Genomic DNA, 12,234 nt, shown 5'->3' with positions numbered 1-12,234 from the left:
CGAGCGCTTGTGCGGTTGTGCGGTGCCGTGGACCATGGCCGAATCGCGCCCCTCCCGAGCACGCTGGAGCTACCGGTGACCGCTGCCCCCATCGCACCCGAACCGGTCGACGCGCCGGCCGCTGCCCAGGCGGAACGGCAGAAGCTGCGCAAGCACTTCGGCCGCTTCGACATCCTGTTCTTCCTGCTGTGCACCATCGTCGGGGTGGACACCATCGGTGCCGTGGCCTCGTCCGGTGCCGAGGCGTTCACCTGGCTGATCGTGCTGGCCGTGGTGTTCTTCGTGCCGTCCGCGCTGCTGATCGCCGAGCTCGGGGCGGCGTTCCCCGACGAGGGCGGCCCCTACATCTGGACCAGCCGGGCCTTCGGGCGGCTGGCCGGTGCCGTCAACAACTTCCTGTACTGGATCACCAACCCGGTGTGGCTGGGCGGCACCCTCGCCGTCTCCGCCGTCACGGCGTACACCACCTTCTTCAACGGCGGGAAGGACCTGAGCACGCCCGCCTTCTACGTCTTCACCCTCGTCTTCGTCTGGGTGGGCGTGCTCGCCGCGATCCTCTCCTTCGACGTCGGCAAATGGATCCCGACCATCGGCGCCTGGAGCCGGTTCGTGCTGCTCGGCCTGTTCACGGTCACGGTCGTGGTGTACGGGATCCGGCACGGTCTGCACGGCTTCGGCATCGGCGACTTCTCGCCGACCTACGCCGGATTCGTCGGCCTGGTACCGGTCCTGATGTTCAACTACGTCGGTTTCGAGCTGCCCAACACGGCGGGCGACGAGATGACGGACGCGCAGAAGGACGTCCCCTACGGCATCTTCCGCAGCGCCGTCCTCTCCGTCCTCCTCTACGCGCTGCCGATCCTCGGCATCCTGCTCGTCCTGCCGGTGAAGGCGATCACCGGCCTCGGCGGGTTCGTCGACGCGATCCGGCAGGTCTTCACGGTGTACGGCGGGCACGTCGCCGCCGACGGCACGCCCACGCTCAGCGGGTTCGGCACCGTGCTCGGCGACCTGGCCGCGATCATGTTCATCCTCACGGTGCTGTCCTCCGGCGTCACCTGGATCATGGGCTCGGACCGCGCCCTGGCCGTCTCCGGCTACGACGGCGCCGCGCCCCGCTTCCTCGGCGTGATCTCCAGCCGGTTCGGCACCCCGGTCCGGGTGAACATCCTCAGCGGCCTGGTCTCCACCGGCGTCCTGATCCTGGCCCACCAGCTGACGGGCGGCAGCGGGGCCAAGCTCTTCGGCGCGGTCCTCGGCCTCGCCGTGTCGACGACCCTCGTCAGCTACCTGGGCATCTTCCCGGCGCTGCCGTTCCTGCGCCGCAAGTACCCGGACACGCCCCGCCCGTACCGGGCTCCCCTCCCCTGGGTCATCAGCACGGTCCTCACCCTGCTGATCCTCTTCGCCAGCGTGCAGCTGGTGGCGCCCGGGGCCGGCGACCACTGGTTCGGCGCCGACTACGCGCCGGACGGCTGGACCCATGCCGAGCGCGGGAAGTACCTGCTGACGGAGCTGATCCCGCTCGTCGGCTTCATGCTCCTGGGGGTCCTGTTCTGGGCGCTGGGCCGGCCGACCCGGGTGGCGGCCGCCGAAAAGTAGAGCGCGAATGCTTGAACCATAAACATGCGGTGCCTACGGTTGCGCCCATGCCCCTCATTCGCGAACTGCTGATCGGCGGCAAGGACGTCCCCGCCCTGTCCGGCCGCACCACCGAGGACATCGCCCCCTACACCGGCGAGGTCTACGCCACGGTCGCCGCGGCCGGGCCCGAGGACGTGACCCGGGCCGTGGACGCCGCCGACGCGGCCTTCGAGGACTGGGCCGCGCTCGCCCCCTTCGCCCGCCGCGCGATCTTCCTGAAGGCCGCCGACCTGCTGGAGTCACGCGCGGAGCAGGTCGCCGACCTGATGGCCCAGGAGGTCGGCGGCACCCGGCCGTGGGCCGGCTTCAACGTGGGGCTCGCCGCGAACATCCTGCGCGAGGCGGGGGCCGCGATCACCGCGCCGCGGGGTGAGGTGCTGAGCGCCCAGGAGGCGGGCACCCTGGGCCTCGCGGTACGGGAGCCGCTCGGGGTGGTGGCGGCGTTCGCGCCGTGGAACGCTCCGGTCATCCTCGGCGTCCGGGCGGTCGCGGCGCCGCTCGCCGCCGGCAACACGGTCGTCGTCAAGCCCAGCGAGGACGCGCCGATCGCCTGCGGGCTGCTCGTCGCGGACGTGCTCCGCGAGGCCGGGCTGCCCGACGGTGTGCTGAACGTGGTCACCAACGCCCGTGAGGACGCGGCCGAGATCGCGGAGGCGCTGATCGCCGACCCGCGGGTGCGGGCGGTGAACTTCACCGGCTCCACCGGCGTCGGCCGGATCATCGGCACCCACGCGGCCCGGCACCTCAAGCCGGCGGTGCTGGAACTGGGCGGGAAGAACGCGGTGCTCGTCCTCGCGGACGCCGACGTGGACTACGCGGTGGACGCCGTCGCCTTCAGCATGTTCATGAACTCCGGGCAGATCTGCATGTCGGGCGACCGCATCCTCGTCCACGAGTCCCTCGCCGAGGAGTTCACCCGCAAGCTCAGCGCCAAGGTCGCCGCGCTCCCGGCCGGCGATCCGGCCGACCCGCACACCGTGGTGGGCCCGCTGGTCACCGCCTCCGCCGCGGAGCGGGTTGCCGGGCTGGTGGCGGACGCCGTCGGCAGGGGTGCCACCGTGCTCACCGGGGGCGGCCGGCCGGAGGGCGCGGTGCATCCGGCGACCGTCCTGGCCGACGTCCCCAAGGACGCCGAGCTGTACTACGCGGAGGCCTTCGGGCCGCTCGGCGTCGTCGAGGCGTTCGCCGACGACGCCGCCGCGATCGCTCTAGCCAACGACACGGACAACGGTCTGACCTGCGGAATCATCACCGAGAACGCGACGCACGGGCTGGCGGTCGCACGCCGGATCCGTACCGGGATCGTCCACATCAACGACCAGTCCGTGGCCGACGAGCCGCACGCCCCCTTCGGCGGGGTCAAGGCCTCCGGGTACGGCCGGTTCGGCGGCCGGTGGGGCGTCGAGGCGTTCTCCAACACCCGCTGGGTGACCCTCGCGACCCAGCAGGCGCACTTCCCGTTCTGAACGCCGCGCCCGCTGTGGGCCGCGTTCTCACCCAAGGGGCCCGGCTGCGGGCCGGGGTCACAGCGGGTCGGTCCAGCTCTCGTCCGAGCGGGTCAGGGTGAACGCGGTCAGGGTGCAGCCGGCCAGGAGCAGGGTGGCGAGCAGCAGCGGCAGGGACGGGTCGCCGAAGCGGACCGCGGAGGCGCCGGCGAGGGCTCCGGCGAACATCGCCAGGATCGGCAGGGCGCGGCGGCCCGTCCTGCCTCCGGGGCCACCGGCGGCCCTGCTGTCGGCCGCGATGCCGGTGATGGTCATGGTCAGGACGGTCGTGGTCAGGTCCGGTACGGCGAGGGCGCGGGCCGTCGCGTTCTGGATGCCCAGGGCGAGGCCGAGCAGTGCGATCAGCGGGTACCGGGCCCCGTCCGCGCCCAGCGGGGCGTGGTAGCGGGCCACGGCGTAGGCCGCCAGGACCAGGACCGTCTCCAGGACGAGCGCCACGTGCAGGACGCGGCCGCGGTGCGCCCGGCACCCGTGGGCGATCCGGCCGCCCAGCAGGGCGCCCGCCCCGAAGGCGGCCGCCGCGGCCAGCGTGGCGGCCAGGGAGAAACCGGCGGCGCCCGCGAGCGCGAAGCCGGAGAAGACGACGTTGCCGGTCATGTCGGCGACGAAGACATGGCCGAGAGCCAGGTAGCCGAAGGCGTCCACGAGTCCGGTGACCACGGTGAGGGCGAGCATCACCGGGGGCAGGGGACCGTGCCGGTCGGCCGGGTCGGGCCGTATGGCGGCCCGCACGTCTCGGACTACGGGCCGGACCGCATCCATGATCGACATGGTGGTCCATTCGGGTCGGGAACGGGGACACGCCCGGTGGCGTGCGTCACCACCAGCGTCCGGCCGCCCCGGTCGTGCCGTCCAACATATGGATCCGGATGCAGCGATCGCTCATGCCGATCGACCGGCTCCGTGCCGGTCGAGGACGTCGAGGAAGACCGCGCCCGCCGGCGCCAGGCGGGTGCCGTCGTAGACCACGCAGATGTGGTGCACGGCCTGGTCGTCCAGGAGGCGCAGCATCCGGGCGCCGCGGGGCAGTTCGGCGGCGGTGCCGAGCCCCAGCAGGGAGTCGGGCCCGACGACGGAGGAGCGGGGTACGACGGTCACCCCCACCCCGCGTACGGCGAGCCTGATCATGTCGTGGATCTGGCCGACCTCGAAGTCCTGGCCCGCCTCGACGCCGGCCCGCGCGAACGCCGCCTCGACCTGCCGGCGCAGGCCGCTGCCGCGGGAGAACTGGATGAGCGGGTGGCTGTCCGGCAGGTCGGCGAGGTCGATGGCCTCCCGGTCGGCGAGGGCGTGTTCCCGGGGTACGAGGGCGACCAGCGGGGCGCTGCCGAGCACCCGGTGGTCCAAGCCCTCCGGCACCTCCCGGGCGGCCATGCTGACCACCGCGACGTCGAGAGTGCCGGCGAGGACCGCGGCGGCCATCCGGGAGCTGGGCGCGTTGGACACCCGCAGGTCGACGCCGGGGTGGCGGGCGCGGTACTCGGCCGCGACCTCGACCATGTCGAGGGACACGGCCATCGTCTGCACCAGGCCGAGCCGCAGCCGGCCCCGGCGCACCCCGGCCAGCGCGTCGAGCGCGGCCTGGGCGTTGTCGACGTCCGCCAGGATGCGCCGGGCCAGCGGTTCCAGCAGTTCACCGGCGGCGGTCAGCCGTACCGACCGGCTGGTGCGGTGGAAGAGCGGGGCTCCCACGTCCTTCTCCAGCCGGGCGATCTGCTGGCTCAGCGCGGACTGCGCGACATAGCAGCGGGCGGCGGCCTGGGTGAAGTTGCGGGTGTCCGCGACCGCCAGGAAGTACTTCAGATGCCGCAGCTCCATGGGATCAATCTTCCCTGCCGATGCATGGCCGTCAATCGATGTGCCTGACAGATCCATCGGCGTGGGCGGCGCGCCGGCCCGGTCGGCCCCTCGGGACTGCCCGTTCGGGCAGGGGGCGAGCCTGGAGGGGCCCTCTGCTTGCGGGGGCGCGGTTTCGGCGCGTAAGAAAGCGGCGTAGGAAAGCCGGGAAGGCGGGGGCCGGGGGCGCCCGGCCCCGGTGTTCACCTCTCGGGGAGCGGCGGCGGCATGGCAGGGACCACGAAGGACGGCGACGGCAGTGGTTCCCCGGCCCCCGGTTCGGCCTGGGCGCCGCTGGCGCTGCCGGTGTTCCGGGCGCTGTGGATCGCGCAGTTCGTGTCGAACATCGGCACCTGGATGCAGACGGTCGGCGCGCAGTGGCTGCTGCTGGGCCACGGGGCCACATTGGTCACGCTGGTGCAGACCGCGTCCAGCCTGCCCGTCGTCCTGCTGGCGCTGCCGTCGGGGGTCCTGGCCGACCGGTTCGACCGGCGGGGGCTGCTCGTCGTCGCCCAGGTCGCCATGTGCGCGGTGGCGACGGTCCTCGCGGTGCTGGCCTTCACCGGCGCGCTCACGCCGGGTGCGCTGCTCGCGCTGACGTTCCTGCTGGGCTGCGGCACCGCCCTGATGAGCCCGGCCTGGCAGGCGATCCAGCCAGAACTCGTCGGCCGCGCCCAGCTCGGGCAGGCCTCCGCGCTGGGCGCGGTCAACATGAACCTGGCCCGCGCCATCGGACCGGCCGTCGGCGGTGTGCTGGTCGCGGCGGCGGGCGCGGGGTGGACGTTCGCCTTCAACGCCGTGTCCTACCTGGGCATCGTGGCCGTGCTGCTGCTGTGGAAGCGTCCCGCGGGCGCGTCCGTCCCGGCCGCCGAGGGCGAGGGGTTCTTCACCGCCCTGTACGCGGCCCGCCGTTACGTGTGGAACGCGCCAGGCGTCCGGCGGGTGCTGCTGCGCACCGCGCTGTTCATCCCCGGTGCGGCCGCCGTGTGGTCGCTGCTGCCGCTGGTCGCCGGCGACTCGCTCCACCTGGGCTCCGGCGGCTACGGCCTGCTGCTGGCCGCCGTCGGGTTCGGCGCGGTGGGCGGTGCGTTCCTGCTCCCCCGGCTGCAGAAGCTGCTCGGCGCCAACGGCGTCCTGGCCGCCGGTGCCGTCGCCTTCGGGGTGGTCCTGGCTGTCCTGGCCACGGTCCACGTCACCTGGGTGGTCGCGGTCGCGCTGCTGCCCGCCGGGGTGGCCTGGATCGCGGTCCTGTCCACGCTGAACGCCGCGACCCAGACCCGGCTGCCCGGCTGGGTGCGGGCCCGTGGACTCGCCGTGTACCTGCTGGTCTTCCAGGGCGGCCAGGCCCTCGCCGCCCCGCTGTGGGGTGCGCTGGCCCAGGGCGCGGGGCTCGGCACCGCCCTGCTCGTGGCGGCGGGGCTGCTCGTGCTCACCGCCGTCAGCGTGCCGTTGTGGCCGCTCTACGACGCCGCGCGGATCGACCCGTCCCCGTCCGACCACTGGCCGGTCCCGCCCCTGGTCTACGAGCCGGGACCGGCCGACGGGCCGGTCCTCGTCTCGATCGTCTACCACGTCTCCCCCGACGACCGGGCGGCCTTCGCCGGGGCCATGGAGAACGTCGCCCGCTCCCGGCGCCGCACGGGGGCGCTCACCTGGGGTCTGTACGAGGACGGCACGGAACCCGGCCGGTTCATCGAGAACTACCTCGTCGGGTCGTGGGCGGAGCACCTCGCCCAGCACCACACCCGCCAGACCGTGACCGACCGGCGCATCGAGGAGCAGGCCCGGTCCTACCTGCTGCCCGGCACCACGCCCGAGGCCACGCACGCCTTCGACGCCGCCGTCGCCGCGGTGCGGGGCCGCCGGGCCCCCGCACCGCCGCCGCGGGCTCCGGACGTCTCCCCCGCGTCCGGAGCCGGGCAGGACGGGTAGCCGAAGATCATTGCGCGTACGCTCGTGCACATGGTTCAGCATCGAATGCTCGACGTGAACGGGATCCGGCTGCACATCGCCGAGGAGGGTTCCGGCCCGCTGGTCGTGCTGCTGCACGGCTTCCCCGAGTCCTGGCACTCCTGGCAGCACCAGTTCGGCCCGCTCGCCGCGGCCGGCTTCCACGTGGTCGCCCCCGACCAGCGCGGGTACGGCAGCAGTGACCATCCCGAGGACGTCGGCGCGTACGACATCTCCCAGCTGGTCGGCGATGTCGTCGGGCTGGTCCGGGAGCTGGGCGAGGAGCGGGCGTTCGTCGTCGGGCACGACTGGGGCGCGCCGGTGGCCTGGCACACCGCGCTGTTCCGCCCCGACCTGGTGCGCGGGGTGGCCGGGCTGAGCGTGCCGCCGCCGTTCCGCGGGGCACAGCCGCCGCTGCGGACCATGGAGCAGCGGTTCGGCGGGCGCTTCTACTGGAACTACTTCAACCGCCCGGGGGTCGCCGACGCGGAGTTCGGCCGCGACCCGCGCACCACGCTGCGGAAGTTCTTCACCATGGCGTCCGGGGAGGGCGCCGGGGCCGGTGAGGTCCGGCAGCCGCTGGTCGACCCCGAGCGCGGCTGGCTCGCGGACATGCCGGATCCGCAGACCCTGCCGCAGTGGTTCACCGAGGCGGACCTCGACGCGCTCACCGAGAGTTTCTCCCACGGCTTCACCGGTGCCCTCAACTGGTACCGCAACCTCGATCGCAACTGGGAACTGACCGCCCCCTGGCAGGGCGCCGTCGTCACCCCGCCCGCGCTCTACGTCTACGGCGACCGCGACCTGGTCCCGGCGTTCCCCGGCACGCCCGAACTCATCGCCCGCCTGCCTGAGTTGATGCCGAACCTGGTACGCGAGCCGGTCAGGCTGGCGGGCTGCGGGCACTGGACCCAGCAGGAGCGCCCGGACGAGGTGAACGCGGCGCTCCTGGAGTTCCTGAAGCCCCTCGCCTGAGCGTCTGCACACGACCCATCAGTTAATGGCTTGACCGTTAGGTCCTTAACGATTAACTTCGAAGCATGGACAGTCCCGGGAACACCTCCACCGGCCCGCTCGAACAGCTCAAAGTGATCAACTGGGCCCAGGCGCAGGCAGGGCAGGAGTGGATCCGTTCCCGGGGACTCACCGTGCAGCAGGCTTTCGTGCTCGGCTACCTCGCCGACCACCCCGGAGCAATCCAGCGCGACATCGCACAGGCGACGCGGACGACGGCCGCGAACGTCTCCGGCGTCCTGCGCGGCCTCGAAGCGCGTCACCTCGTCGAGCGCCGCTTCCAAGGCGGCGACGAACGCAGCAAGCGGGTCTTCGCCACCGACGCGGGCACCGAGCTCGTCTCCGGACACCACGAGGCGATGCTCGCCGTCGACGAGTCGATCCTCGCGCCCCTCACCGCCGCGGAGCGGGCCGCTCTCCAGGCACTGCTCGACAAGGTCACCGCTGCTCTGCCCCACCTCGGCACGTCCTGATCCGCGCGTCGAAGCCACCGGCACCACGACCTCGTGCCACCACGTCGGCAGCGGCCGACCCGCGCTCGCCCCTGCCCGGACGAGCGCGCACGAAAAGGAAGCGGAGCACCCGCCATGACGACCCGGCCGGAACAGACGCTGACCATGATCCGCGAGGTGTGCGCGCTCGGCCGTGTCGAGTTCGACCGCCCGCACACCGCCGAGGGCGACACCGCCGCCGGACGTGCCCTCGTCCGGGGACTTCAGGCCGTCGACCCGGACGGCGAGCCCAGTGACATCTCCCTGTCCATGGACCTGCTGGCGCCCCGCGCCCCGTACTTCGACCGGCTCGTGCTGGACGCCGTCGCGGCCGGAACCCGGCAGGTCGTCAACCTCGGGGCCGGCCACGACGACCGCGCACTGCGGTTCAGGCACTCCGGCGTCCGGTTCTTCGACCTGGACCTGCCGGACGTCATCGCCGACAAGGCCCGCCGTCTCCGGGACCTGGACACCGACACCACCGGCGTCGCCCTGACCGCGGTGGACTTCGCCGCCGACGACGTCGCCGAGGTCCTGGCCGACGCCGGGCACGACGCCCGGCAGCCGACCCTCTTCATCGGCGAACACCTCGTCCTGTTCCTGCGACCCGCCGCCGTGCAGCGCCTCCTGACCGGCGTCTCCAGCCGCGCGGCGAAGGGCAGCTCCCTGGCCCTCACCGTCGAGGTGCACCCGGCCGGCCTCGATTCCGCGCTCGTCGTCTCGACGGTGGACGACGTGATGTTCGGCGGCGCCGGTCCCCTGCACACCATCAAGGACCGCGAAGCCTGGCTGGCCCTTTTCCAGCAGCACGGCTGGCAGGTGGAAAGCGCCGCCGAGCCGACGTCCGTCGACCACTTCGAGCTGCCCGTGACCGGCCGACAGGTCGGGATCCAGACGCAGTTCCTCACCGCGACGACCGGGTGACGTGGGGACGGGGAGCAGCGGGCCTCTACGATCATCGCGTGAGCGCGTGGAACAAGACCCTGACCGCGGCAGGCATCACGGACCCGGAACTGCGCCGGGACTACGGCGTCCAGCGTCGGCTGGTGCGGCAGTACCGGCGCAGCGCCTACCTGGCCTGCCGGGTGCTGCTGCCGCCCGCCGTGCTGCCCCATGTGGTGGCCGCGACGGCGGTGATGCACCACGGGGACACACTCCTGGACTCCGGCCCGAAGCCGGAGCGGGCGGCGGCCTGGGACGCCTGGGAGGAGCGGGTGCGCACCGCGCTGGAGACCGGCACCAGTGACGACCCGCTGATCCGCACCCTGCTGCACACCGTCACCGCGTACCCCCGGCACCGGGAGGCCGTGGAAGCGTATCTGGCCACCGCCGCTGCCGAGTTGGCGTTCGACGGCTTCGCCACGGAGGCCGACTACCAGGCCTACGTGGACGCCTACTCACTGCCCGCCTTCCTGCCGATCGCCGGGCTCCTCGGGCCCGAGAGCGACACCGACGGGCGGTTCCGGGCGGGTTGCCGCACGCTCATCGACGGCAGCCAACGGCTGGACTTCGTCAACGACCTGGCCGAGGACCTGCGGGAGGGACATCTGGGCATCCCGGCGGAGACCTTGAAGCGATTCTCGGTCACGGTGGAGGACCTGGAAGCGGGCCGGGCCTCCGCCGGGCTGCGTTCCCTCGTGGAGCACGAGGTCGAGGCGGCCCGGACCGATCTCCGGTCGGGGCGGGAGGTGCTGGGTCTGATGCCGCCCGCCCACCGGCCGATGGTGAGCGCCCTCATCGAGATCGAGCTGATGACCGCCGAGGCGGTACTGGCCCGCGGCACGGGGGTGCTGCGGGGTTCGGCGTCACCGTCCACGGCGGGCACCCTGAGGCTGTTGCTCGGTGCCCGCCGGGCGGCGGTTCGCGCTCAGCGGTAGCAGGTGGTGATGCCCGGGTGCCAGCGGCAGGCGATCCCGGCGAAACCGCCGTTGTCGACGACGTCGATACTCAACTCGGCACCGCCACGGAGGACTTGGCTGTCCTGGACGAGGCCGTCGGCGCCGTCCCGGATCGTCTGCACCAGCCATCGGCCCGGGCCGAGGGTCAGGGGCACGGTGGCGGTGTGGGCGGCACCGGCGTACACCCCGCCGAGGAACCAGCGGTCCCCGCTGCGGCGGGCGAGCACCGCCTCCTGCCCGGGACTGCCGGCCAGCAGCCGGGTGTCGTCCCAGGCGGCGGGCTCCTGGTCGAGGAAGTCCCGGGCCGGGGGCCGCTGGTCGTACGACTCGGGGGTGCCCGCGAACATCTGGAGCCCCGACTCGTAGGCGACGGTGAGACCGACCTCGGCCGCGTCCGAGTTCGGGCGCATCCCGACGCGCTGGAAGCCGCCGGGGGTGAAGTCCATGGAGCCGATGACGTTGCGGGTGAAGGGCAGGGTGGTGAGGTGGGCCGCGGTGTTGGTGCGCTTCTCCTCGCCGCCGACGGCCTCCATGGTCATCACCTGAGGCCAGGTGCGCTGGATGCCCTTGGGCAGGGTGGCGCCGTGGAAGTCGACCATGAGGTGGTGCGCGGCGGTCTCCGGGAGGATGGCGTCGTACCATTGGAGCATGGACTGGGCCTCGGAGTTCATGAAGTCGATCTTGACGCCCTTGACGCCCCAGCGTTCCAGCGTGGGCAGCCACTGGGCGCGTTCCTCGGGGGTGTCGAGGTCGCGCTGGTGGATCCAGACGACGATCCCGACGCCCTTGGCCCTTGCGTAGTCGACGAGTTGAGGCATCCAGCTGTCGGTCTGCCAGTCGGGGTCGGTGGTGTCCCACGCGTCGGTCTTGAAGTACCAGCCGGCGTCGACGGCCTCGTAGGGCCAGTGCCGCGCGGCCGCGTAGTCGACGTACGCCTTCTGCGCGTCGAGGCTCTGGCCCGCGGTGCGGCCGCCGGCCAGCCAGGTCCACAGGACGGTGCCGGGGCGGATCCAGGAGGTGTCGGCGACCTTCGAGGCGGGGGCGAGGTCGTCGGTGAAGGTGGACCGGGTGACGGTGGCGAGGTCACCGGTGATCATGGCCCGCCAGGGGGTGGTCAGGGACCCGTCGGTGTGCACCTGGCTGTCGGCGAGCCTGACGCGGTAGGTGCCGGTGCCCCGGGTGTGGGCGAGCCGGGCGCCGGAGTAGGTGCCGGTGAGGTCGGACTCGGCGAGCAGGGTGTAGCCGCCGTCGGTGGCGAACAGGGCCTGGTCCGAGTACTCGCCGGTCGGCGCGGTCGCGGCGGTGTACTGGTTGAACTGGCCCTCGTTGTCGACCCGGTAGGTGCTCAGCCAGGCGCCCGCGTCCGCCGGCAGGTTGAACGCGGAGGTCTCGCCGAGGACGTCGCCGTACCCGGCGGGCACGACGTAGCGGTAGGCGATGCCGTCGGCCGCGGCGCGGACGACGAGGTCGAGGCGGGCACCGGCGGCGGTGGCGAAGGACAGCCGGGTCTCGTTCATGCGCACCCGGCGGTCCAGGCGCTTGCCGGACCTGGCCTGGTAGTGCTCCTCGACCGTACGGTCCTTGCGGTACAGGAAGCGCAACCCCTGGGAGAGGTCGGCCTGTTGGGTGACGATGCCGACGGGCGACGGCTCGATGACCGTACGGCCGGCGCGGGAGACCGAGAGGCTGAGGGTGCCGGTGGTGTCGTCGAGGGCTATCCGGGCACGGGGCGCGTGCGCCGCCTCGGTCACGGTCCAGGTGTGCGGCTTCGGCTGCTCGGCCCGTGCGGGCCCGGTCGCGGTCGCGAGAAGGGTGGCCGCCAGCCCGGTACAGAGCGCGGCGGCCATGGTTCTGGTGCGGGGAACGGCCATGAGAACCCTGCCTTCCGGTCGGTGG

10 protein-coding genes are annotated in these 12,234 nt (G+C 72.8%); 7 read left to right on the top strand and 3 right to left on the bottom strand.

Annotation, left to right across the window (positions count from 1 at the left end; all coding sequences use genetic code 11):
- Positions 1-75: 75 nt before the first annotated feature.
- The gene (locus ACIQVL_RS37580) at positions 76-1,602 is read left to right on the top strand and encodes an APC family permease (protein WP_403477593.1); all 1,527 of its coding nucleotides are present in this window, start codon (positions 76-78) and stop codon (positions 1,600-1,602) included.
- A 47-nt stretch (positions 1,603-1,649) separates the two neighbouring features.
- Positions 1,650-3,110 carry an aldehyde dehydrogenase family protein gene (locus tag ACIQVL_RS37575; protein WP_403477592.1) on the top strand — a complete coding sequence of 487 codons (1,461 nt, stop codon included), beginning with the start codon at positions 1,650-1,652 and terminating at the stop codon, positions 3,108-3,110.
- Between the two features lie 57 nt (positions 3,111-3,167).
- Here the strand turns inward: ACIQVL_RS37575 and ACIQVL_RS37570 are convergent, their stop codons facing one another.
- Both ACIQVL_RS37570 and ACIQVL_RS37565 read right to left on the bottom strand, forming a co-directional pair.
- Positions 3,168-3,911 carry a DUF1275 family protein gene (locus tag ACIQVL_RS37570; RefSeq protein ID WP_403477591.1) on the bottom strand — a complete coding sequence of 248 codons (744 nt, stop codon included), beginning with the start codon at positions 3,909-3,911 and terminating at the stop codon, positions 3,168-3,170.
- A 120-nt stretch (positions 3,912-4,031) separates the two neighbouring features.
- A complete protein-coding gene (locus tag ACIQVL_RS37565) occupies positions 4,032-4,967 on the bottom strand; it encodes a LysR family transcriptional regulator (protein WP_403477590.1) in 936 nt (311 codons plus the stop codon).
- Positions 4,968-5,213: 246 nt separating this feature from the next.
- Here ACIQVL_RS37565 and ACIQVL_RS37560 point away from each other — a divergent pair, with 246 nt between their 5' ends.
- The 5 genes from ACIQVL_RS37560 (at position 5,214) to ACIQVL_RS37540 (ending at position 10,317) form a co-directional block, all read left to right on the top strand.
- The gene (locus ACIQVL_RS37560) at positions 5,214-6,917 is read left to right on the top strand and encodes an MFS transporter (protein ID WP_403477589.1); all 1,704 of its coding nucleotides are present in this window, start codon (positions 5,214-5,216) and stop codon (positions 6,915-6,917) included.
- Between the two features lie 30 nt (positions 6,918-6,947).
- Entirely contained in the window at positions 6,948-7,910 is a 963-nt protein-coding gene (locus tag ACIQVL_RS37555; protein WP_403425498.1) for an alpha/beta fold hydrolase, read from the top strand.
- A gap of 65 nt (positions 7,911-7,975) precedes the next feature.
- On the top strand, positions 7,976-8,422 hold the full coding sequence (locus ACIQVL_RS37550) for a MarR family winged helix-turn-helix transcriptional regulator (protein WP_403477588.1): 447 nt from the start codon (positions 7,976-7,978) through the stop codon (positions 8,420-8,422).
- A gap of 114 nt (positions 8,423-8,536) precedes the next feature.
- Positions 8,537-9,364 (top strand): class I SAM-dependent methyltransferase, encoded by an 828-nt coding sequence (locus tag ACIQVL_RS37545; RefSeq protein ID WP_403477587.1) that lies wholly within the window; start codon positions 8,537-8,539, stop codon positions 9,362-9,364.
- Between the two features lie 38 nt (positions 9,365-9,402).
- Positions 9,403-10,317: a phytoene/squalene synthase family protein gene (locus tag ACIQVL_RS37540; RefSeq protein ID WP_403425503.1), complete on the top strand. Its 915-nt coding sequence runs from the start codon at positions 9,403-9,405 to the stop codon at positions 10,315-10,317.
- On the opposite strand, the gene ACIQVL_RS37535 is transcribed toward ACIQVL_RS37540, so the two are convergent.
- Positions 10,308-12,209, bottom strand: coding sequence for a glycoside hydrolase family 97 catalytic domain-containing protein (locus ACIQVL_RS37535; protein ID WP_403477586.1), 1,902 nt, complete (start codon positions 12,207-12,209; stop codon positions 10,308-10,310). The two genes, ACIQVL_RS37540 and ACIQVL_RS37535, sit on opposite strands and share 10 nt — an antisense overlap.
- Positions 12,210-12,234 lie beyond the last annotated feature (25 nt).

This window comes from Streptomyces sp. NPDC090499 (assembly GCF_044769305.1).
Lineage (GTDB): Bacteria > Actinomycetota > Actinomycetes > Streptomycetales > Streptomycetaceae > Streptomyces.
The sequence above is the reverse complement of the archived record's forward strand: the minus strand, read 5'-3'. Positions and strand labels throughout refer to the sequence as shown.